This is a genomic window from Lawsonibacter hominis (assembly GCF_014287895.1).
GTDB classification, from domain to species: domain Bacteria; phylum Bacillota; class Clostridia; order Oscillospirales; family Oscillospiraceae; genus Lawsonibacter_A; species Lawsonibacter_A hominis.
Genome location: NZ_JACOPP010000021.1, coordinates 30,191 through 53,286, shown reverse-complemented (window position 1 = coordinate 53,286; position 23,096 = coordinate 30,191). Strand labels below are relative to the sequence as shown.

19 protein-coding genes are annotated in these 23,096 nt (G+C 59.8%); 11 read left to right on the top strand and 8 right to left on the bottom strand.

What is annotated here, in order from left to right:
* The coding region (locus H8S57_RS13025; protein WP_186908466.1) for an S-layer homology domain-containing protein at positions 1-2,930 on the top strand (2,930 nt) is incomplete at its 5' end.
* A gap of 72 nt (positions 2,931-3,002) precedes the next feature.
* On the opposite strand, the gene H8S57_RS13020 is transcribed toward H8S57_RS13025, so the two are convergent.
* A complete protein-coding gene (locus H8S57_RS13020) occupies positions 3,003-3,362 on the bottom strand; it encodes a hypothetical protein (protein WP_186908469.1) in 360 nt (119 codons plus the stop codon).
* 312 nt (positions 3,363-3,674) lie between these two features.
* Between H8S57_RS13020 and H8S57_RS13015 the strand changes: the two genes are divergently transcribed.
* Entirely contained in the window at positions 3,675-3,932 is a 258-nt protein-coding gene (locus tag H8S57_RS13015) for a hypothetical protein (RefSeq protein WP_186908465.1), read from the top strand.
* On the opposite strand, the gene H8S57_RS13010 is transcribed toward H8S57_RS13015, so the two are convergent.
* Positions 3,914-6,181: a vitamin B12-dependent ribonucleotide reductase gene (locus tag H8S57_RS13010; RefSeq protein ID WP_186908464.1), complete on the bottom strand. Its 2,268-nt coding sequence runs from the start codon at positions 6,179-6,181 to the stop codon at positions 3,914-3,916. The two genes, H8S57_RS13015 and H8S57_RS13010, sit on opposite strands and share 19 nt — an antisense overlap.
* 188 nt (positions 6,182-6,369) lie before the next feature.
* Between H8S57_RS13010 and H8S57_RS13005 the strand changes: the two genes are divergently transcribed.
* Entirely contained in the window at positions 6,370-7,323 is a 954-nt protein-coding gene (locus H8S57_RS13005) for a CPBP family intramembrane glutamic endopeptidase (RefSeq protein ID WP_186908463.1), read from the top strand.
* A 304-nt stretch (positions 7,324-7,627) separates the two neighbouring features.
* Here H8S57_RS13005 and H8S57_RS13000 read toward each other — a convergent pair whose 3' ends face one another.
* The 3 genes from H8S57_RS13000 to H8S57_RS12990 all read right to left on the bottom strand — a co-directional run bounded on the left by H8S57_RS13000 (position 7,628) and on the right by H8S57_RS12990 (position 11,085).
* Positions 7,628-8,395, bottom strand: a complete 768-nt coding sequence (locus tag H8S57_RS13000; protein ID WP_186908462.1) for a polysaccharide deacetylase family protein — start codon at positions 8,393-8,395, stop codon at positions 7,628-7,630.
* Positions 8,396-8,470: 75 nt separating this feature from the next.
* Positions 8,471-9,169 (bottom strand): DUF2461 domain-containing protein, encoded by a 699-nt coding sequence (locus H8S57_RS12995; RefSeq protein WP_243204821.1) that lies wholly within the window; start codon positions 9,167-9,169, stop codon positions 8,471-8,473.
* A 38-nt stretch (positions 9,170-9,207) separates the two neighbouring features.
* Positions 9,208-11,085 (bottom strand): VanW family protein, encoded by a 1,878-nt coding sequence (locus H8S57_RS12990; RefSeq protein WP_186908461.1) that lies wholly within the window; start codon positions 11,083-11,085, stop codon positions 9,208-9,210.
* A 571-nt stretch (positions 11,086-11,656) separates the two neighbouring features.
* On the opposite strand from H8S57_RS12990, the gene H8S57_RS12985 reads away from it, so the two are divergent.
* Positions 11,657-12,835: a 5-bromo-4-chloroindolyl phosphate hydrolysis family protein gene (locus H8S57_RS12985; RefSeq protein WP_186908460.1), complete on the top strand. Its 1,179-nt coding sequence runs from the start codon at positions 11,657-11,659 to the stop codon at positions 12,833-12,835.
* A 111-nt stretch (positions 12,836-12,946) separates the two neighbouring features.
* Here H8S57_RS12985 and H8S57_RS12980 read toward each other — a convergent pair whose 3' ends face one another.
* From H8S57_RS12980 to H8S57_RS17730, 3 genes are all read right to left on the bottom strand, one after another.
* The gene (locus H8S57_RS12980) at positions 12,947-13,579 is read right to left on the bottom strand and encodes a corrinoid protein (RefSeq protein WP_186908459.1); all 633 of its coding nucleotides are present in this window, start codon (positions 13,577-13,579) and stop codon (positions 12,947-12,949) included.
* Positions 13,580-13,612: 33 nt separating this feature from the next.
* Positions 13,613-14,914: a PocR ligand-binding domain-containing protein gene (locus H8S57_RS12975; protein WP_186908458.1), complete on the bottom strand. Its 1,302-nt coding sequence runs from the start codon at positions 14,912-14,914 to the stop codon at positions 13,613-13,615.
* A gap of 177 nt (positions 14,915-15,091) precedes the next feature.
* Positions 15,092-15,220 carry a hypothetical protein gene (locus H8S57_RS17730; RefSeq protein ID WP_256413628.1) on the bottom strand — a complete coding sequence of 43 codons (129 nt, stop codon included), beginning with the start codon at positions 15,218-15,220 and terminating at the stop codon, positions 15,092-15,094.
* 169 nt (positions 15,221-15,389) lie between these two features.
* On the opposite strand from H8S57_RS17730, the gene spoIVB reads away from it, so the two are divergent.
* From spoIVB to H8S57_RS12945, 7 genes are all read left to right on the top strand, one after another.
* Complete coding sequence (gene spoIVB / locus H8S57_RS12970) at positions 15,390-16,439, top strand: SpoIVB peptidase (protein ID WP_186908457.1); 1,050 nt, start codon at positions 15,390-15,392, stop codon at positions 16,437-16,439.
* A gap of 253 nt (positions 16,440-16,692) precedes the next feature.
* On the top strand, positions 16,693-17,469 hold the full coding sequence (spo0A, locus tag H8S57_RS12965; RefSeq protein ID WP_186908456.1) for a sporulation transcription factor Spo0A: 777 nt from the start codon (positions 16,693-16,695) through the stop codon (positions 17,467-17,469).
* A gap of 283 nt (positions 17,470-17,752) precedes the next feature.
* Positions 17,753-18,262 carry a MarR family winged helix-turn-helix transcriptional regulator gene (locus H8S57_RS12960; RefSeq protein WP_186908455.1) on the top strand — a complete coding sequence of 170 codons (510 nt, stop codon included), beginning with the start codon at positions 17,753-17,755 and terminating at the stop codon, positions 18,260-18,262.
* Between the two features lie 99 nt (positions 18,263-18,361).
* A complete protein-coding gene (locus tag H8S57_RS17725) occupies positions 18,362-18,487 on the top strand; it encodes a hypothetical protein (RefSeq protein ID WP_256413627.1) in 126 nt (41 codons plus the stop codon).
* Positions 18,488-18,491: 4 nt separating this feature from the next.
* Positions 18,492-19,979: an FAD-dependent oxidoreductase gene (locus tag H8S57_RS12955; RefSeq protein WP_186908454.1), complete on the top strand. Its 1,488-nt coding sequence runs from the start codon at positions 18,492-18,494 to the stop codon at positions 19,977-19,979.
* A gap of 169 nt (positions 19,980-20,148) precedes the next feature.
* Entirely contained in the window at positions 20,149-21,567 is a 1,419-nt protein-coding gene (locus H8S57_RS12950; RefSeq protein ID WP_186908453.1) for an MmgE/PrpD family protein, read from the top strand.
* Positions 21,568-21,605: 38 nt separating this feature from the next.
* Positions 21,606-23,048 carry an SLC13 family permease gene (locus H8S57_RS12945; protein ID WP_186908452.1) on the top strand — a complete coding sequence of 481 codons (1,443 nt, stop codon included), beginning with the start codon at positions 21,606-21,608 and terminating at the stop codon, positions 23,046-23,048.
* Positions 23,049-23,096 lie beyond the last annotated feature (48 nt).

Genomic DNA, 23,096 nt, shown 5'->3' with positions numbered 1-23,096 from the left:
ACTACTGCTTCACCCTGGGCATCATCGCCGGCCGCGGCGACGGCCGCTTCGACCCCGCCGCCAACGTGACCGGCGCCGAGGCCGCCAAGATGCTGCTGGTGGCCGCCGGCTACGATCCCTCCATCGAGGGCTTCGTGGGCACCGACTGGGCCATCAACACCAACGCCAAGGCTTCCAGCCTGGGCCTGTTCCGTAACTTCACCAAGAACATCATGCTCCCCCTGAGCCGTGATGACGCCGCTCTGCTGATCCACAACGCCCTGGACGTTGAGATGATCCAGAAGTATGAGAACGGCTACGCTATCGCCTTCTCCGATCACCGCACCATCCTGAGCGCCATGTACGGCGTGTACAAGCTGGAAGGCGTTGTGACCGGCAACAAGTGGGCTCAGCTGGACGGCACCGACTCTGACGCCGCCCTGCGTTCCGGCAAGACCAACCTGGAGGAGGTCGTCCTGTACGGCTCCACCACCGCTTCCACCGTCACCGGCGAGTCCAAGGAGTATGTCGGCGATCTGTCCCTGAGCATGGACACCACGGTCGATATGATCGGCAAGACCGTGACCGTGTACATCGAGAAGACCACCATCCTCTCCAACTCCAAGGTTCTGGGCGTGTCCACCAAGGACGACGTGAACGTCATCAAGTCCACCACCGCCAACAGCGACACCCTGGCCAAGTTCCTGAAGGGCACTGGCCTGGCTGCCGACAAGGATACCCAGTACTATGTGAACTACGGCTATTACAAGACTCAGGCTGCTGCTGAGGCCGCCATCAATGAGTACTATGACACCGCCAAGTTCAACCTGAACGGCATCTCCGCCGAAGTCATCGACAACGATGACGACGGCACTGTGGACTATGTTCTGTACCTGATGGAGACCCTCTCCGAGGTCCGCTCCTACAGCGTGAAGAACGAGACCATCTCCCTGTACAGCTATGCCCGCGACAACAACGGCAAGCTGACCCAGAAGGCCGACTCCTTCTCCGAGGACTTCGAGAACGTGGTCTTCAACGACGAGGTCGCTACCAACGATGTGGTGCTGTACGTCCAGTACGGCGGCCGCACCTACATCTCCCTGCCCGAGATCGTCACCGGCAAGATGACCCGCGTTGACCGCGACAAGGCCAGCGAGCTGTACATCACCGTCGAGGGCGAGACCTACAAGCAGTCCTTCATCCCCGACGCCGCCTCCCTGGTGGACGTTGACCTGACCCACTTCGAGATCGGCAAGGCCAACACCACCCCCGGCTTTGACACCGCTTATGACTTCATTCTGGATTCCACCGGCGAGTATGTGGTCGCCATTCGTCCCGCTGAGGAGACCGTGACCAACTACGCTCTGGTTCTGAATTCCGCCTGGACCCAGAACGCCCTGACCAAGTCCGGCATGGTGAAGGTCCTGAAGGCTGACGGCACCGAGGCCACCTATGACATCAACTGGAAGGCTTCCGTGGGCAGCAGCAAGGCGTTTGCTGACGATGCCGCTCTGGAGTCCTACCTGGGCACCCGCGACGTGAACCAGGCCACTGACAACACCCTGGGCGCCGCGATCGGCACAGTCATCACCTACACCCTGTCCGATGACGACGTGCTGACCATCAAGAGCGTGCTGAAGACCCACACTCTGGGCAATGACGGCTATGTGGCCGAGAACGGCAACCAGGCCGGCGGCGAGTACGCCTACATCGCCACCAACGCCAAGTCCGTGAACGATGTTGCCAAGAACGGCCCCAACACCGACTGGACCCTGAAGAAGACCTACGATTCCGGCGATGCCAGCGTGGTCCTGAAGGCTGACGGCGTTCAGAACGACGTGACCTACGCCATCGACCGCAACACCGTGGCCTTCTACTACACCGACAGCAAGAACTACGGCGTGGCGGTCGGCTGGCAGAACATGGGCAAGGTGGATGCCGCCAATGATCCCGCTGTCCAGGTCTACCCCGTGCTGCAGAAGAACGAAGCCAAGAAGCTGGCGCCCACCAAGCTGGCTGAGGTCATCCTCTTCAACGCCAACACCACCGCTTCCAGCCGCGACTACATGTTCGTCCTGAACCGCAACGCCTACACCGCTTCCGACAAGCTGTGGCTGAACGTGGTCTTCGAGGACGGCACCGCCAAGGAGATCGAGATCAAGGACGACGGCGGCTACAACTTTGACAACAAGGACAACAGCGCCTACAAGAAGGCCTATGCCTATGTTGCCAACAGCGACGGCACCTACAGCGTCGTGTCCAACAGCGTGCAGAACGCCCAGACCGCCAACCTGCTGAAGGTCGGCACCGTCAACGGCAATGTCTACTACGCTCTGCCCGACAGCGCCAAGGTGTGGGATGTCACCGACATGACTTCCGCCTCTGACGAGCCCGTGGCCGGCACCTTCACTTATGTGGACGTGAACGCCGTTATCATCCCCACCACTAGCGAGGGCAGCGTGATCCGTACCGCCTTCATCTGGGATAAGGATACCACTACCCCTGAGAAGCCCACTGATCCCGTGTACGGCTACACCAAGGTCAGCGAGCCCACTACGGGCACCCTGAATATCGACCATTATGCCGCCAGCCTGACTGCCCGCCAGGTTGCCGCTCTGGTGCGTGAGCATCTGAACGACAGCGACATTGATAAGGTCAATGTGCCCGCCGATATTAAGTCGGCTACCGTGGTCTACAAGGATGGCACCTCTATCACCTACAACCTCACCCTGACCCGCGTGTATGCGGTCGACCTGACCATCGTCAACAACAGCGGCAAGAGCGTCACTGTGAAGGTGGATGGCATGACCGTTTACAACGATGACGTTCTGTATCTGGCCAATGGTCAGCACAACGTTACCGTTGAAGGTGATAGCGTGCAGGTCAGCCCCACTACCATTACGGTTAGCGACGCGAACCAGACCCCGACCCTTACGGTGACCAACCAGTAATTTCCTTCGAGAAATTTCTGGTCAAACAAAAAACGGAACCCCGGGCTTTTGCCCGGGGTTCCGTTTTTGCCCTCACCGCAGGGCCAGATAGGTGTAGGTGGTGCTCCGGCGGTTGCCAATATAAACGTATGTGCTGTTGTAGGTCACCTGAAAGCCGGTGTCGGTAAAGCAGATGTAGTCATAGGTGAGCCCGTCCGCAGCCATACACATTTTATGGCTGGTCTCATCTTCCACCATGATCAGAAGCCTGGGGCGGAAGCCAAGCGAGATCTCCTGGGTCCCTCCGTTTCCTGTGAAGCTGCCGCATACAAAGCCGGACATCTGGCCCAGGGCGGCGTCGATCCTGGCCAGATCCTGATTGAAATCCTCCCGTAAAAAGCTGTCCTCCGGCTCCCACTGGTGGAGCCCGTAATGGGGTGTATACTGTGCCATTCGGCATCCCTCCTTCACCCCTGCCCGGTCCGGGCGGAAAAGAGGGACGTTATTATACAATTATTTCCAAAAATGAGGCTGCCGCTATGCCCCAATGCCCGTCCTGAGCCCCCCAAAGGGTCGTAAAAAACGGATCGCCCCCCAGAGCGCAGCGGGGGACGATCCGTTTTTTTTTCGTGTTCCATCCGATCCTCAGCGAACAGGAGGAGCCAGGCATAATCCTGTTTCTTGCTAAAAACCTTTAGGCAACACCGCACAATTCCCCACGCACGTCTTGGCGGCTAATTTGCCCCACAAATGCGTTGCAAAACTTTGCAATACACAAAGTATTCCTGCGGTTTTGCGCCTTTTTGCGGCACAAATTTTCGCGCCGATCCGCACGCGTTGAAGCATGCGGTAATGCCTTTAAAAGGCTTTTTAGCGCGGCGCCGTGCGCCGCAGCGCCTGCGGCGCGCAGGAAACGGATTGACAACATTCTTTGGCGGCTGCGCCGCCGGGCCGCTTGCAGCGGCCTCAATAAAACGATGGAATCGTTTTATTGAGAATTCATATCAGCCGCATTTGGAATAGCCGCAGTCCCGGCAGGTGACGCAGCCGCCCTCATGCTCCAGCTTGCTGCCGCATTCCGGGCAGAACTTTGCCAGTTTGGCCTCCGCAGGACTCATGCCGGGCCGGGGAATGGGCGCGGACGGCGTTTCGCTCATGGGGGCGGGGATGGGGTCGTGGCTCTGCTGAGAGACCTTGAGCACCTTCTCCAACGCCTTGGCAATGGCATCCGGGCAGGAGGTGACGGGTACGCCCTGCTGCCGCAGGCAGGAGGGACAGCGGATGCCCTTGAGCTGCTGGATGATCTCCTTGGGGTCCATGCCGGAACGAATGCCCACGCTCACCAGGCGGGCGGTGGCCTCGCTCTGGCTGGGGCAGCCGCCCGCGCGGCCGGTGTTGGTGAACACCTCGCAGATGCCCTTTTCGTCATAATTGACGGTGATATACAGGTTTCCGCAGCCGATGCGTACCTTTTCCGTAAAGCCGGTGGTTACGGCCGGACGCTGCCGGGGGAGGATGTGGCCGTATTCGTGGGCAGGGTCGGCAGAGGTCTGCCTTCCGTCGTTGACCTTGCCGATGTTGAGCACCTGTTCGCTGCGGCTGCCGTCCCGATAGATCGTGGTGCCTTTGCAGCCCAGGGTATAGGCCAGACGGTAGACCTCGGCCACCTCTTCCCTGGAGGCGGAATGGGGGAAGTTGACCGTCTTGCTCACTGCGTTGTCGGTGTACTGCTGGAACGCGGCCTGCATCTTTACGTGCCAGATGGGGGATACGTCATGGGCGCAGACGAAGACCCGGCGGATCTCTTCCGGAATGCCGTCCACGTGGGCCAGAGAACCCTGCTCCACGATCTGGCGCATCAGCGCGTCGGAATAGACGCCCGCCTCCAGAAGCTTATCCTTCAGGATCTGGTTGGTCTCAATGAGGTGGGTGTTGTCCATGACGTTGCGGATATAGGCGTAGGCGAACACCGGCTCCACGCCGCTGCTCACCCCCGCCAGGATGGACAGGGTGCCGGTGGGGGCGATGGTGGTGACCGTGGCGTTGCGCAGGGGCGCGCCGTCCTTATAGATGCTCTGGCTGAAGAGGGGGAAGGGGCCGCGCTGTTCGGCCAGCCGGCGGCTGGCCTGATGACCGACGGTATTTACCGTGTCCATGACCTCGCGGGCCAGGGCCACGCCCTCTTCGCTGTCATAAGGAACGCCCAGGTAGAGCAGCATATCCGCAAAGCCCATCACACCCAGGCCGATCTTCCGGGTGGCGCGGGTCGTCTCCCCGATTTGGGGCAGGGGGTATTGGTTGACCTCGATGACGTTATCCAGAAAGTGAACGGCGGTGCAAATGGTGCGCTCCAGCTTGTCCTGATCCAGCGTATAGCCCTCCGGAGTCCGTTTCAGGTGGTTGACCAGGTTGATGGAACCCAGGTTACAGCTTTCATAGGGCAGCAGGGGCTGCTCCCCGCAGGGATTGGTGGACTCGATCTCCCCCTGGGCCGGGACGGCGTTGTCCCGGTTGAGACGATCCAGGAAGAGGATGCCCGGCTCACCGGTCTGCCAGGCGGAGGTGACAATGGCGTCAAAGACCGACCGGGCCCGCAGCTGGCCGGTGGAGGAGCCCGTGGCCGGGTCCACCAGGTCGTACATCCCGTCCCGGCCCACCGCCTCCATAAAGGACTCGGTAATGCCGACCGAAATATTAAAGTTTGTGATCTCGGAGGTGTTGTTCTTACAGGTGATGAAATCCATAATATCCGGGTGGTCCACACGTAGGATGCCCATATTCGCCCCACGCCGGGTGCCGCCCTGTTTGACCGCCTCGGTGGCGGCGTTGAAGACCTTCATAAAAGATACCGGGCCGCTGGCCACGCCGCCGGTGGAATTCACCGTCGAGCCCTTGGGCCGCAGCCGGGAAAAGGAGAAGCCGGTGCCGCCGCCGGACTTATGGATGAGGGCGGCGTTTTTGATGGCATCGAAAATGTCCTCCATGGAGTCTGCCACCGGCAGTACGAAACAGGCGGACAGCTGTCCCAACGGACGGCCCGCATTCATCAGCGTAGGGGAATTGGGCAGGAAATCCAGCTCGGTCATCATCCCGTAAAACGCACGGGCGGTGGCCGCCACATCGGCCTTGGGATCGAAGACGGCGTCGGCTGCGGCGACCGCATCGGCGACCCGGTGGAACAGGCCGTCCACCGTTTCAATCGGCTCGCCCGCTTCGTTTCGGGCCAGGTAGCGCCGCTCCAGCACGGCCTTGGCGTTCTCAGAAATAGGCATAAGACACTCTCCTCCGAACAACGGATTGTAATACTATATATTGTATCACGAACCAAAAATAAGTCAATATTTTGTTTCTTGCTCTAGGGAAGAAAACTTGATATAATAGAATGGACAAAGCAGCTGCTGCGCGCTGCGCTGCGCGGCATGCATCGGAGCGGATCATATCTTGTGAGGGAGGGGCGCGGATGTACGAGCCATGGCACAGCACGCGCTCAGACGAGACGGCGCGGCTGCTGCGCGGTCACTGCCAGCACTTTTCGCGGCTGGGCTGGGCGCTGTTTGCCCAGATGCTCTCCATGCTGTTGGCGCAGGCGGGGATCCTCCTGATCGTGGGCGTCTGTGCGCCCGGCCTGACGGGGAACAGCCTGTTTTTGTGGCTGCTCTGCGTCCTTTCCGTCTATGGGATCAGCGTTCCGGTATTTTGCCTGGTGATCCGCCCCGCGCCGGCCGCGCCGGGCCCGGTGCGGGGCGCGCCCTTGGGGCCGGTACGCTTTTTTCAGACGTACTGCATGTCTCTGGCGGCCCTGTACCTGGCCAACTATGCCACGCTGGCGCTTCTGTGGGTCGTCGGGCAGCTGCGGGGCGCGCCGGTGAGCAACCCGGTCGAGAGCATCCAGAATTACCCTGCGGCACTGAATCTGCTGCTGGGGTGCGTGATCGCGCCCGCGGCGGAAGAGCTGATGTTCCGGCGCCTGCTGCTGGACCGGCTGCGGCCCTATGGGGACCGGTTTGCCGTGTTCGCCTCGGCGCTGTGCTTCGGCCTGTTCCACGGAAACCTGAACCAGATGTTTTACGCCTTTGCCCTGGGGGTGATTTTTGCCTATGTGATGCTGCGGACCGGGCGGCTCTGGCAGACGGTGCTGCTCCACGCCCTGGTGAATGCCGTGTCCGTGGCCCTGGCGCCCCTGCTGGAGCGGGTGGGCGCCTGGGGCGATGCGGCGCTGGGCGTGTTCGTACTGACGGCGATTGTGCTGGGGGTGACCTTTTTCCTCGCCCGGCGCCGGGAGCTCTCCTTCGCCCCCGGCGGCTCCGGCTTCCCGGAGGCGCGCAAATGGAGGTTGTTTTTTGAAAATCCCGGCATGATCTGCTTCTGTCTCCTGGCGGGGTTGCTCACAGCGGCCTACCTGACGCTGGAGTGAGGCAGGAAGGCATGTGCAGACAGGCGCCTGGATTTGGTTTGGACAAAAGGCTGCAGGACGGACAGGGCTCGTTTCCTGCCGAAAAACTGCCCTGCCCGTCCTGAGTGTCCTTTTCCAGGCGCATCCCCCACAGGCCCCTCCCTTGCCCCTGCGGGGCCATTCACCCTGCGTTTTGGAAAAGGACGGATCTTTATTTTGTTCCGCCGCCTGCGGGCGGGGGAATTCTGCGCAGCGTTCTTTCTGCAGGTTTTTTCCGACGGTTTGGCCCCCGTGCGTCCCGGAGAGGGCGCGCGGGGGCCTGGTTTCATGGATAGGCATTCCAGTACATTTCCCCGGATTCCAGCGCAATGCCCCGGGCGGCAAAAAGTTCGTCTACGGTGCAGAAGAGATAGCCCTGGGAGTGGAGCTGATCCACCACCTGGAGAGCGGCGTCCACCGACTCGGGAAAGATGTCATGCATGAGGATGATGGCCCCGTCCTGCGCCTCTGAGACGATCAGCTTCACCTCGCGCTCGGTGTTCATGTCCTTCCAATCCTCCGGGTCGATGGACCAGAGGATGATGGGACAGCCCGCCCAGGCCTTAACGCTTTCATCCAGCATTCCATAGGGAGGACGCAGCAAAAAATCGTTGTGTCCCAGCACCTGCTTGAGCAGGGCGCGGGATTTTTCCACCTGGGCGTTGAAATCTGTCCGGTTCAGGTCGGTGAGCCTCACATGGTCATAGGTGTGCAGGCCGATCTGATGGCCTTCCTCGTCCATGCGCCGCACCACGTCCTGGTTTTCCTCCACCTGGGCGCCGATGAGGAAGAACGTGGCGTTCACTCCGCGCTCCGCCAGGCCGTCCAGCAGACGGGTGGTGGTAGAGCGGCGCGGCCCGTCGTCGAAGGTCAGGGCGATGAGCTTTTGCCCGGCCTGGACAGAAGGGGATTCCTCCGTGTCGCCCGCAAGACCCGCGTCCGCCTCCACCGCCGCAGGATGTCCCGTCCGCAGCCCCGCCGCCGTCAAAACAGAGAGCAGCAGAAGGGCGAGGGCCAATACGTACCCCTTCTGCTGCCGTCCAAACTTGTTCATATCCGCCCGCCGCCTTTCCAAATCCATCGGACTTAGTATGCGCGGCGGGGCAGAAGAGTCTCGCTGTAAATTTTGTTATTGTTCGCGCGGATCCGGGTCGGCGATCACGTCCATCATATATTGATAATAAGGCAGCAAAAATTCATAGCCTTCCAGCAGCTGGTCCGCCAGATCGTGGGACCAGAGCAGCGCGTCGTGAGGGCCCTCATACCCCAGACTGAAGCTCTTTTTATTGTACCAGGGAGCGAGCAGTTTGGCGGCTTCCCCTTTGGGGCGCTTGTAATCCACTCCGTCCAAAACGAAGCGGTCCTGCCGGCGGAACGCACGGGCCAGCTGTTCCATGGGCTTGGGGTCCTGGTCCATCCGGGCGCGGAACTTGGCCATGGTCACGGCGGGCGCCATCCAGAAGCCCATGCCATAGGAGTAGCCTTCCGGCTCCAGCTCGAACCAAAACACCGGCTCTCCGCTCCAGTTGTCGGAGGGACGTTCCATGCTCCACCACAGCCGATCCTTATAAGGGCCCCGGCCGTGGAGCCTGCGGGCGTCCCGATAGATGCGGGAGACCCGGCGTATCAGGTCCAGCTCGCCGTGCCGGTCCAGAAAACGCTCGTACACCTCGTCGGCCAGCGCACGCATGGGATCGTAAAAACAGCTCTTGTATAGTTCCTTGTGCTGCTCGAACCAGCTCTTTTCATTGTTGAAACGGATGCCCCACATAAAATCTACGGTCTGTTCCGAAAAGCCTTGAAACATGGCGGGTCCTTCTTTCCTCATAAGGTACGCCGCCCCCCGCCGAGGCGGGGGGCGGGCGGTCATTCGGTCACGGGGGATGCGGCGGGAGGCTCCGGCGCGGGGGAGGACGTGTCCTCCGGTTCCATGCCCGGCCCGCTGACGGGGGTGGTGGCTTCCGGCGTCGGGGCGGCGGAGGGCTCCGGCGTGGGCGACGTCTGGGGAATGGGAGTGATCTCCGCCGGCGGAGTGACCGCGGGGGTGGCGCTCGTCTGCGGCGCGGGCGTGACCGACGGCGCAGGCGTGACCGGGGTGAGCGTCATCAGGCCGGTGGCGGGGTCGATGCCCAGACGCTCCGCGTCGGCGGGATTGTAATAATAGACCGGATTGGAAACGGAATAGGCGTCCTTGTGGAGGAAGATCGTGTCTACCGTATTGCCGTTCTTGTCGACCAGTTTCTGATAGACCTCTACGGTGATGCCGTTGTAGCGGGCGTACTCTTCATCCCGCACGGGCGCGCCGCCCACGGGCACCTTGGAGGCGTCCGGCTTATAGGTGTTCTGATAGGCCACGGTGCTCAGCGTGACGCTGTAAGGCTCCCCGTGGACGCCGGTGGTATCGGTGCCGTAGAGGGTCACATGGAGCCGGTGGCTGTCGTCCTGATAGCACTCGATCTTGAGCGGGAAGTCGGTATCGTTTTGAAAGCGAAAATCCAGAGAATCGCTGAACACGGTGGCGTCGGTACCCACCACGGGCATATAGCCGCTGTTGTACTTGTGCTTGTTGCGCTCCACGATCTGCAGGTTGGCCTTCAGGGTGGTCCAGTAGAGCGTGGAGGAGAGCTGGCAGATACCGCCGGCGGTCGTGTCGATGTTCTTGCCGCCCACGTAGGCGCCCGCTTTCTTGTAGCCGCCGGCCTCGGTGTAGGGGCCGGCCAGCGCGTTGTAGGAGAACTCCTCCCCAGGGAGGAGAATGGTGCCGTTGACCCGGCCGGCCGCCAGATCGATGTTGTACCAGCGCGTGGAGGGCCCGGCGCATTTTGTGGTGGAGGTGCCCAGCACGTCGGCAAAGAGCTTTTCCTGAAATTCTTTCGTGGTCAGCTCCGGTTCCTCCAGCTGCAGGGGGACGGTGCAGGTGCCGCCCTCGGGGGTATCCGCCAGCGCGGCGGCGGCTTCCTCCACATCAAAGCGGACCCCGGTCACCGACGCCACGATCTCCTTGGTATCCGGATCCAGGTAGGCGTCCGCCGCCTCGACGGACAGCTCGTCGTAAACGGCCTGCAGGTCGGGCTCGGCCGGGGGCGCGGTGGTGATCTGGGCCTCGATGGGGGCGTAAGAAGCAGGCTCGTCATCCAGCAGCAGATGGTCAAAGCGCTCTACCAATGCGTCCAGCAGCGCGGCCACGTCCACGGTGCGCCCGGTGACCCCCTTGCGAAAGACCAAACTGCGGTCGGTCTGTTCCCAGGTGGTCTGCGCCTCGGGGTCGGTGCAGTCCTCAATCGCCTGCGCTACCGCCCGGGGCGTTTCGTCCAGAGACAGCGGTACGGGATACTCCGCCCGGCCCAGCAGGGCGGACAGATAGTGCCAGCCGCCCAGAAAAAAGCTGCCGTGCTGGTCGGCGATGGCCTGCTGTGCCGCGCGTGCCTCATCAAAGCTGAATTCAGCGCCGGAAACGGCGTACTCCGCGCCGCCGCAGAGAAAGGAGGCGGACAGCTGCGACAGGCGGCCGGGAAGCTGCCCGGCCAGAGCGGAGGAAGCCTCCGCCTGTGTCATACCGCCCACATCCACACCGGCGATGGCGGTGTTGGGCAAAAAGGTGCCGGCTCGATCCACATAAGCGCAAAGCCCCACATATCCGGCGATCAGCACCGCCGCCAGTACGAGAATGACGATGAGGACGGCCTTTGCGCCCCGGGGTTTCCGGTCGCCTTTGATGACGCGCTTTCCCCCCTGATGATCCATTGCTATCACTCCAAAGCATCCCTCTCCGGATGCAAGAATACGGTTCCTGTTCCCGTGCGTAGGAAACAACGCAAAAAGCACGGAAATGCCATGCGCCCGGGCGCCCTTCAGCGTGCGGTGGGTTCACCGCACGCAGCAACCGGCGCAGGAAGGCCGGATGCTGCCATGTATTCGAACAGCGGCGCAAACAAGCCGCGCCGCGGCTTGTTTAATAGACACTATTATAGGGCCTTTTGTCCGGAAATGCAATTACAGAACGGTTACATGAAAGCCCTTTACACCGGCGGGCTTTCGCGGTATGATAAATAGACCGGGCGGGAAACCATACGGGAATGCAGGGCCCAAACGGCGGCGGGCTTCGTTCTCCGCCCGGCCGCGTGTCCGCCGGGCCCGTCTTGCCGGCCGCCCTTTTATGGCGGAAGAACCGGGCGTTCGGATTCCGTTGCGGATATCATTCATCTTTTATCTTTTTTAAAGAACTTATCCATCGAAACTTTAACACTGATGTGATACAATACATTTGTTCCAAGCGGCGGGCCGGTGGCCCGCGGAAACAGGAGGGGCCGCATTCATGGCAGACTATCGAGACGACAAAAACGGTACCGACGCGGGGGATCTGATCTCCTGGATCGTCACCATTATCCTGCTGGTCAGTCCCGTGTGGCCGGTGGGACTGATCATGCTGTTCCGCAAACTGACCGGCGCGTCCCGCGGCCGCCGCCAGCCGCGTCATCCCTATGACATCCAGCGGGAGAGCGGCGCGCCGGCGCCGGGCACCCAGGGAATGCCGGGTACCGGCAGCACACGCCGGCAGACGCCGCCCGCGGGGGGCAGAAGCGCTCATTACGGCTCCGCCCGCCAGGGCAAGCCGGTGAATCTGGATCGGGGCAAGGGACTGACCATCGGCGGGGCCGTGGTGAGCGCCATTTTCGGCATTGCGCTCATCTCCGCTCTGCCGCCGGTGCTGCTGGAGGACGGGATCGCCGCATTTGCCTATCTGTCCCCGGTAATCGGTTTCTTCTGCGGCGGATTGGGCATGCTCTATGCCGGAACCCAGCGCACCAAAAAGGCAAAGCGGTTCCGGAAGTATCTGGCCCTCATCGGCCGGAGGGAGAGTATCTCCATCACCACCCTGGCCCAGGCAATGCCCATTTCGGTCCACAAGGCCTGTGACGATCTGCAGGAGATGCTGGATACCGGCATCCTGTCTACCGGCTATCTGGACATGAGCAGCGGCCGTCTGATCCTTAACGACGAGGGCCTGCGGGAGGAGGAGCCCGCCCCCCAGCCGGAGGAGGCTGCAGAGGAGAAGGATACGCTCGACATCAATGACGACGACGCGGTGCTGGGGGAGATCCGCAGGGTCAACGACGCCATTGCGGATGAGGAGATGAGCCGCAAGATCGACCGCATCGGCGAGATCACCGGAAAAATATTCGCCTACCAGAAGCAGAACCCGGGCAAGGCGGGGCAGCTTCGGAGCTTTTTGGGGTATTACCTGCCCACCACGCTGAAGATCCTCAACGCCTATGCGCAGATGGAGGCCCAGGGGATTGAGGGGGAGAACATCCGCTCGGCCAAAAAGCGGATCGAGGGAATGATGGATAAGGTGGTGGAGGGGTTTGAAAAGCAGCTTGACAAACTCTTCCAGAACGATGCCATGGATATTACCACCGATGTGGAGGTCCTGGAGCGGATGCTGGAAAAGGACGGACTTTCAGGCGGGCAGGGCCTGACCTTGGGCGGCTGAACGGGCTTGCATTGTATTTTCGGGAATCGGAAGCGGCCGTGCGCAGGAAACGTCCTGCGCACGGCCGCTTTTTCTGCAGTGGGTATTAGGACCATTCCCAGAAGATCCCGGTCAGGCCAAAAATCCGGCGGCCACATCGGCGGCGGAGGCGGCGTCCCGCGTATAGGCGTCGGCGCCGATGGTCCGGGCAAACTGGTCGGTGACAGGCGCGCCGCCCACCATGATTTTCACCTTGTCCCGGATCCCGGCGGCCTTGGCCCGCTCCACCACCTCGCCCATGACGGGCATAGTGGTGGTCAGCAGGGCGGAGCAGGCAATGATGGAGCAATCATTGTCGATGGCCGCCTGTACAAACTGGTCGGGAGGGACGTCCACGCCCAGGTCGATGACTTCGATCCCCTTGCCCTCCAGCATCATGCGCACCAGGTTCTTGCCGATATCGTGCAGGTCGCCCTTGACCGTGCCCAGACAGGCCTTGCCCAGCGGCTCCGCCCCGGATGCGGTCAGATAGGGCTTGAGCATCGCGGTGCCCGCGTTCATGGCCCGGGCGGCGATCAGCACCTCAGGTACGAAAACCTCGTTCTTTTTAAATTTGGCGCCGACGATGTTCATGCCGGCGAGCAATCCGTCCTCCAGAATAGCCTTGGGAGAGACGCCTTCCTCCAGGGCGGCGGAAATCAATTCCTTGACCAGCTTGGCCCGGCCCTTCTGCATGGCTTCCGAGATTTGGCACACAATGCTCATCGTAGTTCCCATTCCTTTCGAATCCCCGCCGGTTCAGTCTGCGCTGCGCTCCTTGTCCGGCTCCAGACGGCCCCGGCGTTCCCGAAATTTCCCCGGTGTGACCCCGGTACGTTTTTTAAAGACTTTGGTAAAATAGCTTTGATCCTCAAATCCGGACTGGGAGCAGATCTCAACCAGCGTGGCGTTGCCGGAGAGCAAAAGAGATTTGCTCTTGTTGATGCGCAGCTCATTGAGGTAATGATTGAAGGTGCAGCCCATCTCTTCTTTAAAGACTTTGCTGAAATAGGAGGGAGAAAGGCCCACGTATAGCGCGGTATCCTCCAGGGTAACTTTTGATTGATACCGCTTTTTCATAAAGTCGATGGCTTTGTAAATGATATCCTTGTGCTTGATATCCACCAGATTGAAGACCAGGTCGGCAAACCGTTCCATGATGCGGGTGAGCCAGAAGATCAGATCGTCGGTGGAGCGGAGGTGGCTGATCTCCGCCAGGTAGCGGTAGTTGAGACCGAAGACCTGCTCGATGTCCACACCGCCCTCGGCGGCGGCCCGGGAGAGCACTACCATCAACTCCAGAGCCCGGGCCCGCATCACGGTAAACTCCCCGCCCGTCGAAAAAAGGATGTGCCCCAGGATCTCGTTGAGCAGCCGCCGGGCGGCGGTCTGGTCCCCCTCGCGGATGGCGTGGACCAGCTCCCGCTCCTTTTCGATGGGGTAGACGGTGGGGGCGCCGTCCAGCTTGAGCTGCTGGATGTGTTCGCTCAGCACCTGCTGCTGCTGGTCCCGTTCCCGGTTGAGCAGCAGGGTGCAGCTGCTGTCGCTGATGTAGACCGACAGGGCGAACAACAGGTTGGAAAGGTGGGACAGGCGGGCGGGTTCGATCCGGGGAAAGGACTCCAGGACGGGGCGGAATTCCTCCAGCAGCTCTGCAGGTACGTCCCGCATGCCGGGAGGACTGCCGGCCAGATAATCGTCGATGTCCATAATGAGCACCGGCCCGCCCACCAAGCTGCCCGCCGCCCGGCCGCCGATGATGATGGGAGCGGCGAAATAGGCCATGCCGCTGGGGCAGAAGTAGATGTAGCGTCCGCCGAAGCGCTCCGCCTGATAGGCGCCGTAGAGATGGACCTTCTCGCAGTGGGAGGTCTGCCCGGTGAGTTGAGCGATCCTGCGGCAAAAGGCGCAGCTGTCGCCGCAGAGGCGGCTGCGGTAGAGCACCTGACCATCGTGATCGAGCAGCTGGCAGTTTGCACCGCAGGCCTGGGTAAAGGACTCCGCGATCTCTCTGGCGGCGTTCAGGTCGAACGCGGTGTCCTGCAAATGGCTCAGATCCATAGGTGATCCCTCCCGTATACCAACAATGTTTGCGCGGCCGCTGCGCTTATGCCCTGTATCCACCGGCAGAACGGCTTTGGTTTGCGGAAAAAAGAGCCCCGATCAAGGCAAGGCCGCCAGCGGGCGGGGCCGGCATTCCGTTGGACGATCCTGCCGGGCGAGGCGTCTTTAAAGCTATTATAACAAATTTTTCAGGTTTGGGAAATAGGGAAAAGACGGCGTCCTTCCAAAAAGCGGAAGCATAAAAGCGGGAGTGCCGCCGCCGCCGCTTCTGGAAGACGCTTCCAAGCCAAAGGTGCGTTTCATTGCCAGCGGACCGGCCGTGTTTTTGTCTGGAGGCGGGTCATATTAAACACATCGGACAAAATCTGCGTCCGCATTGCCGGCAGGACGAGACTGCATGCGGAGAACTTGTCCGTGACTCCAACACAGATAAAAATGCGCGGGGTTGACTGAAAATGGCAGGGGTGATCGAATGAAGGAGGAACAAACGACACGGCCCTGGGCTGTGGCGGTGCGGATGCTGCTGGTGATCGCGGTGATGGCGTCATTCGTGCTGGCATCCACGGCCCAGGCGGCACAGCACGACACGGAAGGGCGCAGGGTGATCCCCATGGGGCGCACGGTGGGGATCAAGCTGTTTTCCGACGGCGTGATGGTGGTGGGCTTTTCCGAGGTGTCCGCTGCCGGAGGCAGCAGCGCCCCCGCCCGTGAATGCGGTCTGCGGGAGGGGGACATCATCACGCATATCAACAGCGCGGAAGTGGACACCATCGAAGAGGTCCAAAGCGTTCTGCAGCAGGTCGGCGGTGAAAAAATGAGTATCCGGGCCAGCCGGGACGGAAAACAGCTCCAGGTGACCGCCCAGGCGGTGCAGTGCAGTGCGGACGGACAGTATAAGCTTGGAGCCTGGATCCGGGACTCCATGGCGGGGATCGGCACCATGACGTATTATGACCCCGGCACCGGCGTGTTCGGCGCCCTGGGGCACGGGATCAACGACGTGGATACCGCGCTGCTGATGCCGCTGCAATCGGGGAACATCATGTATTCTGAGGTTACCGATGTGAAAAAGGGGGAGAGCGGCGCCCCGGGCGAGCTCCACGGCGCGTTTCAGGTGGACCGGGACCTGGGGACGCTGCGCGCCAACACGGCGGGCGGCGTGTTCGGAACCCTGACCGACAAAAGCCTGACCGCCGGACACACGGCCATGGAAGTGGCGTCCCGTCAGCAGGTCCACACCGGTAAGGCGACCATCCTCACCAATATTGCGGGAGACACGGTGGAGGAGTATGAAGTGGAGATCATGCGGGTATATCCGGCGGGGAGCGAAGATACCCGCGACCTGATGATCAAAGTCACCGATCCCGTACTGCTGGCGGCCACTGGCGGAATCGTACAGGGAATGTCCGGTTCTCCGGTGCTTCAGGATGGGAAAGTGGTGGGAGCGGTGACCCATGTGCTGGTCAACGATCCTACCCGTGGCTACGGCATCCTGATGGAACGGATGCTGGAAATGGCATAAACCGCAAAGCAGGGGGCCGCCGGCGCGGCTTCCTGCTTCTTTTGAATCCAGGGGGGGCGAAAGGGGTCGGATCGTAGGAACACGGCAAAAAGAAGCGGCATTTGTGTCGAATAAAGTCGTGCAGAATATCCAGAAAATTCCATAAAAATACTTGCGTTTGCTGTCTGAATATGGTAAATTATAGGCGACCGGTAAACCGCCGTGGCCAGGCAGAAAACGGAATTGGAGAGAAACCAGTGGAAAGGAAGTCAATATGGAAAATCGAAAGAGCGTATTACTGGCCGATGCCAGCGAGGAGTTCCGTCATCTTTTTGCAGGAGCGCTGGCAGAGGAGGACGATATTGTATTGATCGGCGAGACGGGGGACGGGCAGGAGGCCGTCCGTCTGGCGCGGGAACAGCAGCCCGACGTGATGGTAATGGATCTGGTGCTCTCTCGTATGGACGGCCTGGAAGTACTGCAGGCGCTGGCGGGACAGTCGCCCAGGCCGCGGGTGCTGGTGCTCTCCAGCTTTGCCCGGGGCAACATGGCCGAGCTGGCGGCAAACTGCGGGGCGGATTACTATATGATGAAGCCCTGCAAGCTCTCCACCGTCATCGAGCGCATCCGCCAGATGGCCGCCGGGTCCTTTCAGGGAGACGGAGAGGGCGAGAGCGCCCGAAACGGATCGCGTGAAGTGAGCCTGGAAAGCACCGTCACCGCCATCATCCATGAGATCGGCGTACCCGCGCATATCAAGGGATATCAGTACCTAAGGGAAGCCATCCTGATCGCGGTGGCAGACATGGAAGTCATCAACGCTGTTACCAAGATACTCTACCCCGAGGTGGCCAAGCGCTTCGGCACTACGGCCAGCCGGGTCGAGCGGGCGATCCGGCATGCCATCGAAGTGGCCTGGGACCGGGGCGACCTGGAGACGCTGCAAAAATATTTCGGCTATACCGTCTCAAACGCAAAAGGAAAGCCCACCAATTCGGAATTCATCGCCATGATCGCCGACCGCCTCCAGCTTCAGCGAAAGGAGAAATGAAACGCGCCGAGCCGTTGCGCCGCAGGCGGATAGGGGGAGGAAGGCGGGGGCGGAAAACACTCCAAAAGCGGGAATGAGGATCCCGATGGAATACAACAGACCTTCTGCGCAGAGCGATAAGCGCCCCCGGTTGATTGGATGGATCATCGGATCGACCGGGGGCGCTTTATCCGAACGCGCAGCCGGTCAGAAAGAGCGCGCGGCTGCCGCGAATTTGATAATTGCAATTTGGATGATTCGGGTATATACTTGTTTATAACAAGGGCGAATGGCGGTGTTTCCCATGGAGCAGGAAAAACAGAAGCAAGACCACACGGAGGATGCGCTCAAGCTGCCGGCGGATTTCCGGGAGGAGCAGTACCTTCACACCGTGGCCAGCGAAAAGCGGCATGAACTGTTGATGGCTCCCTACGGCGTGTCGTTCCCGGTGTTTCGCACGCTGGTCTATTTGATGCAGCATCCGGATGGGGCGGCGCCCTCTCAGATTGCGGATGACCTGATGATCCTGCGGCAGAGCATGACCAACATCGTGGATTCCCTGGAGAAGCAGTCGCTTGTGGAGCGCAGCGCCCACCCGAACGACCGCCGGCGTATTATCGTCCGGCTTCTTCCCAAAGGACTGTCGCTGGCGCGGACGTTATTCCAGATCGAAAACGACTATACGCAGCGTATCTACCGGCATTTTACCAAACAGGAGCTGGAGGATTACTACCGCCTGATGCGAAAAATGCACGAAGTGAAGGAATTGGAACTGAATCAGATCCTTAAGGAATATGAGGCAGGGCATGTATAGCATCCTTCGCCTACTCCCGTTTCCAAGACCGCCGGAAAGCAGGATTGCTTTCCGGCGGTCTTGTTTTGTGCATTTTATAAAAAAGCAGGGGAACGATTTGTGGGAAAAAGAGAAAAGCATGGGGGAGGACAGGTTTTGCTTGCACGCGCCGGAGAAAATAGTATAATCATTTATAGTAAAATAATTTATTATTTTGCAATGGATAATATGGAAATGGAGGAGTGATGGTATGAAGGAGACCTATCTCGAACCGGCCGGCCGCCTGGAGGTCTACGAGCGCTGCGATATCCTGGTGGTTGGCAGCGGCGCGGCGGGGCACAGCGCCGCCGTGGCCGCTGCCCGGGCGGGGTGTAAAAATATCGTGCTGATGGAACGATACGGCTACTCGGGAGGGGATGTGACCGGGGGCTACGTGATTATGGTGCCCGATTTGTCCTGGTATGAAAAATCCTTTGTCCGGGGGCTCCAGGAGGAGTGGTTTACCCGCTTGGGAAGCATTCCCCAGGCGGTACGGGCGCCCGGCCTGGCGGACATCGGCAGCCAGGATCCCGTCCTGGTAGACGCCTGGAGCGCCATCCACGACTGCGTCAGCCGCAGCGAGCCCAAACGTCTGGTCCGGGCGGTCTATTTCGAGCCCAATCAACTCAAGATCGAGATGGACAAGATGCTCCGGGAGCATGAGCAGGCCATCCGGGTGCTGTACCATTGCTGGGGGGCCAAGCCCATCCTGGAAGGAGACACGGTCCGCGGCGTGATCTTCGAGAGCAAGGAGGGGCGCAAGGCGGTCCTGGCCAAGGTCGTTATCGACGCCACCGGAGACGGCGACATCTTCGCGCAGACCGGTACGCCCTACAGCAGCCTGGCCGACGGCGGCACCCGCTCCAGCACCACGGCGCTGGTCTGGCGGATCGGCGGGATCAACTGGGATCAGTTCGAGCAGTGGAAGCGTACCCGTCCGCAGGCGGCGGCGGCGCTGCGGGAGCGGCTGAGCGCCGTGGCGGGCTTTCGGTGTCTGCCGCTGCCCACCAATCAGAACGACATGTGCTGGGTCAATAACTGGCATCCGGCAATGGATTGCACCAGGATCGCCGACCAGACCAAGACGGAGATGGATACCCGCGCCACCATGCGTCAGGTGCTGGCCTATCTGAAAGAGGCGGTGCCCATGGCCTTCCGGGACGCCTTCCTCTACGATATCGCCCCCCAGTTGGGCACGCGCTGTTCCCGCCGCCTGAAAGGCGAATACGTCATGACGGCCAACGATTTCGCCTTTGCCACAAAGCATGACGACGTGATCGCGTGGCATTCCACGATCTGCCAGATCAACGATTGCGGTCCGGTGGAGATCCCCTACCGCTGCATTCTCCCCCAGAAGGTGGAAGGGCTGCTTTGCCCCGGACGGCATCTGTCCGCCGACGACGTGGCCATCGACTGGCTGAACCTGATCCCGCAGTGCGTGGGGACCGGGCAGGCGGCCGGTGTGGCGGCGGCCGTGGCTGTGGCCGACGGCACCACCGTGCGGGAGGTGGATATCCGCAAAGTGCAGGATATCCTCTGCGGCCAGGATGTGCCCCTGCCCCGCAACGCCAAGACCGACCCCTCCTATACGGCCTGCTGCGAGGCGCATGAGTACGGACTGTATACCGACCTGGCCAAGCAGGCCCGCGCCGCCGCGGAAGGGAAGGGGGAGGATCTGAACCAGTACCGGCAATGGTAGGCAAAGAGCAGGAAGCGACCCAGTCGGCGGAGAAACATTCTGGTCCGGAGCAGGAGAGACTGCCTCCAGAATTTTATCAGAAGCTGCTGGCCGTCCCGCCCTGCAAGCAGGGTGGCGGCTGCAGCGGCTGCGGGCGGTGTGAGCACTGATTTTAGAAAGGGTGATACATTTGTCAGAGGAAAAACGTCCTGTAGCAGAGATCCTATCCGAGGGGGCCCTGAAGGTAAGCTTTGAGGACCTGAGTGAGAAAAACATCCGCATCTGCAAGGATAAACTGTTGGACAACATCGGTAATTTAGCTGGAGGCGCGCTTGCTTTTGGTAACCGCGAGGTACTGCACGTTCTGGATACCTATGGCGAGAAAAAGGAAGCCCCCATTTTCCTTCTGGGTGGCAAGGCTGCTTTAGGCGATGCGGCAATGGTCAATGCCATGAGTGCCCGCTCCAATGACTTTGAGCCCATGTTCATGAATATAGACGGTTTGCGGATGCCATCCAAGGAATCGGCGACCCTCATTAACGCAGTGCTAACAGCTGGGGCGGTCTATGGTTTCTCCGGAAAGGATTACATCACCCATGAAGTGGTGGGTGAGGACCTATCCGTGCGCATCATGGCCGCCGGCGGTCGCTGGAATTTTACCGTGGGCTGGGACAGTTCTTTCACTATGCCCATCTACGGCGTGTGCGCCCAGCTTGCCCGGATACGGGACCTCACCCCGGAACAGCTTCGGGACGCCTGGGGCATTGCCATGGGCATGGTGGGCGGCACTATGTCCCACATCTTTGATTATGCCACCTCAGCCAAGCTGGGTGCGGGCTACAACATCCGCAACGCCGATTTTGCTACCCGGCTGGCCAAGAAGGGGTTCCCCAGCCTGAAAAATATCTTTGAAGGCCCACGCAATCTCTATCACCAGTACCGGGGTATGGACGAGGCCTGCAATCCTGAATATCTCCGGAAAGACTATGGCAGGAAATTCTATATGGAAGAGAGCATCAAACTCTACCCAGTGGGTTCACCGGCTACCATTGTCGCCTTTGCCGGCAGCGAGTTGTTTGGCTGCTGCGACCCGAAGAATATCACGGACATTGAGTTGGCCGTCCCCGACGGCTACGCCGAAATGTATTACTGGCCTCCCTATGAGGTGGGACGTGACCCTCTGACCCACGCCCAGTTCAGCTATCAATATGCGCTGTGCGCTCCCCTGCTGTGGGGCCGTTTCGGTGTGCGGCATTACTCCGAGAGCCATCTGCGGGACCCAGAGCTGCTCCGGCTGTGCTCCATCACGCGAATGCTCCACGATCCCACTCTGCCAAAAGGCCTGCCTGGGCAAAGCGCCACCTCCAACAACGGCATCCGGGTAACAATCACTGAAAAAGATGGCACTCGCCATACCGTTGAGAAGAACTCTGCGGACTTCAGTATGCATACTTATCCAACCCGCGAGCAGCTTCTGGCCAAATACTGGGATCAGATAAACGGGTATGGTTTGATTTCTCATGCGTCTGCCCAAAAGGCGATCGAACTGGTCGACCGGTTGGAGGAGTTGGAGGATCTGCGGGAGCTTACGGAACTGCTCGTACCATAGCCAAGGAAGAGACAATAAGAGAAGGGAGAAGGAATCTCATGTCTGCACCACTTGTAAAAGGCGGCCATCCGTATCGAAAGATAGTCCATCTGATCATCGGCATTGCAATCGGCTTTCTGATTTCGCGAATTCCCGGGCCGGGCGGTATTACGCCGCTGGGCATGGCGTTAATTGGCGCATTCCTGGTGGCAAATTACTGGTTTATTGCCATCGATATGATCACAGGGTCCTTGGGCGCAATGATTTTATTTGTATTGCTGGCGGGAAGCGACCCGGCGGGCATCATTTCAGGAACCCTGGGAAATACTACCGTATGGCAGGTTCTCATTGTGCTTCCATTGATCTATGGACTGAGGATCACCGGCGTTACAGACGCCTTGGCCAACTGGATGATGACCCGGAAGATTTTATATGGCAGATCCACGATGTTCGTCATCTTTTTCCTGCTGTTCAGTTCGCTTTTATGCGCCTTAAAAGTCAATGTGCTGGTGGTCCTGGCGCTGGCGGAAGGCGTTATGTCTGCAGCTGGCTATGAGGAACAACGTAAAGAGCATGACGCGTTTCTGGTAGCTACCTTTTTTGCCGGAGCGTTGGCGTATAATATTATACCCTATGGCAGTTGGATTGCCAGTTTTGTAACGGCGTTTGAAAATATTGCCGGTATTCCTTTGGATGGTGCAGTGTATATGCTCTTTGGGGTGGTCCTCAATGTGGTATTGGACATCCTATACGCTTTCGTCATGATTGTTCTGCTCCGGTGTGACTTTTCCCGGCTGGCCACATTGGACCAAAGCGCTATGAAGACCTCAGACGCCAAATTTACCAAACAGGGAAAATTTATGTTTGTCCTGTTTCTTGTCATGATCGTAGGTGCGGTGTTGCCCACCCTATTCAGCAGCTTTCCGGTTTCCCTATTTATCAATAAGACGCTGACCATGGGCCTTTGGTTTACGCTCTGTCTGGTCGTAGCGCTTATCGTTCCCATTGATGGAAAACCGGTGCTAAGTCCCGTCGACTGCTTCAAAAATGGCGTTCAATGGCCTCTGATCCTGTCTGCCGGCGTTATGCTGTACTTTTCCGGGATCATTGGAGGTGACGACGCAGGAATTAAGGCGGCATTGTCGGGCGCGTTCTCCGGGGCCTTTAACGGGATTCCAGGAATTGCGTTGCTTTTGGTAGCCTGCTTGCTGACTGTAATTATTACGGGCTTTTTCTCAAACATGGCAACTGGAGTTATCTTTATGTCAGCTACAATTCCGTTGGCGGCGATGTTCAATCTTTCGCCGCTGGTGCTGGGGGTATGTATCATGTGGGCTTCCATGCCCGGGTTTATTACTCCAGGCGGAACGGGACTATCGCCCTATCTCCACGGCCTGACCACCATTACAAAAAAGAATATGTATAAATACATGCTTGCCTTCCTGGCGTTGTTCTTAGTGGTGATCCTAATCTTTGGCGTTGTCATGAATCTGATCTTCTAAATTGTATTGTTGGGGAAGCGCCCTGCAGCTTTAGCCGCAGGGCGCTTC

Bases quoted from the DNA above. Each gene is read 5' to 3' on its own strand.
- H8S57_RS13020 (WP_186908469.1), bottom strand. From the start codon at position 3,362: ATGGCACAGTATACACCCCATTACGGGCTCCACCAGTGGGAGCCGGAG.
- H8S57_RS13010 (WP_186908464.1), bottom strand. From the start codon at position 6,181: ATGCCTATTTCTGAGAACGCCAAGGCCGTGCTGGAGCGGCGCTACCTG.
- H8S57_RS13005 (WP_186908463.1), top strand. From the start codon at position 6,370: ATGTACGAGCCATGGCACAGCACGCGCTCAGACGAGACGGCGCGGCTG.
- H8S57_RS13000 (WP_186908462.1), bottom strand. From the start codon at position 8,395: ATGAACAAGTTTGGACGGCAGCAGAAGGGGTACGTATTGGCCCTCGCC.
- H8S57_RS12995 (WP_243204821.1), bottom strand. From the start codon at position 9,169: ATGAGGAAAGAAGGACCCGCCATGTTTCAAGGCTTTTCGGAACAGACC.
- H8S57_RS12990 (WP_186908461.1), bottom strand. From the start codon at position 11,085: ATGGATCATCAGGGGGGAAAGCGCGTCATCAAAGGCGACCGGAAACCC.
- H8S57_RS12985 (WP_186908460.1), top strand. From the start codon at position 11,657: ATGGCAGACTATCGAGACGACAAAAACGGTACCGACGCGGGGGATCTG.
- H8S57_RS12980 (WP_186908459.1), bottom strand. From the start codon at position 13,579: ATGAGCATTGTGTGCCAAATCTCGGAAGCCATGCAGAAGGGCCGGGCC.
- H8S57_RS12975 (WP_186908458.1), bottom strand. From the start codon at position 14,914: ATGGATCTGAGCCATTTGCAGGACACCGCGTTCGACCTGAACGCCGCC.
- H8S57_RS17730 (WP_256413628.1), bottom strand. From the start codon at position 15,220: ATGAAACGCACCTTTGGCTTGGAAGCGTCTTCCAGAAGCGGCGGCGGC.
- spoIVB (WP_186908457.1), top strand. From the start codon at position 15,390: ATGAAGGAGGAACAAACGACACGGCCCTGGGCTGTGGCGGTGCGGATG.
- spo0A (WP_186908456.1), top strand. From the start codon at position 16,693: ATGGAAAATCGAAAGAGCGTATTACTGGCCGATGCCAGCGAGGAGTTC.
- H8S57_RS12960 (WP_186908455.1), top strand. From the start codon at position 17,753: ATGGAGCAGGAAAAACAGAAGCAAGACCACACGGAGGATGCGCTCAAG.
- H8S57_RS12955 (WP_186908454.1), top strand. From the start codon at position 18,492: ATGAAGGAGACCTATCTCGAACCGGCCGGCCGCCTGGAGGTCTACGAG.
- H8S57_RS12945 (WP_186908452.1), top strand. From the start codon at position 21,606: ATGTCTGCACCACTTGTAAAAGGCGGCCATCCGTATCGAAAGATAGTC.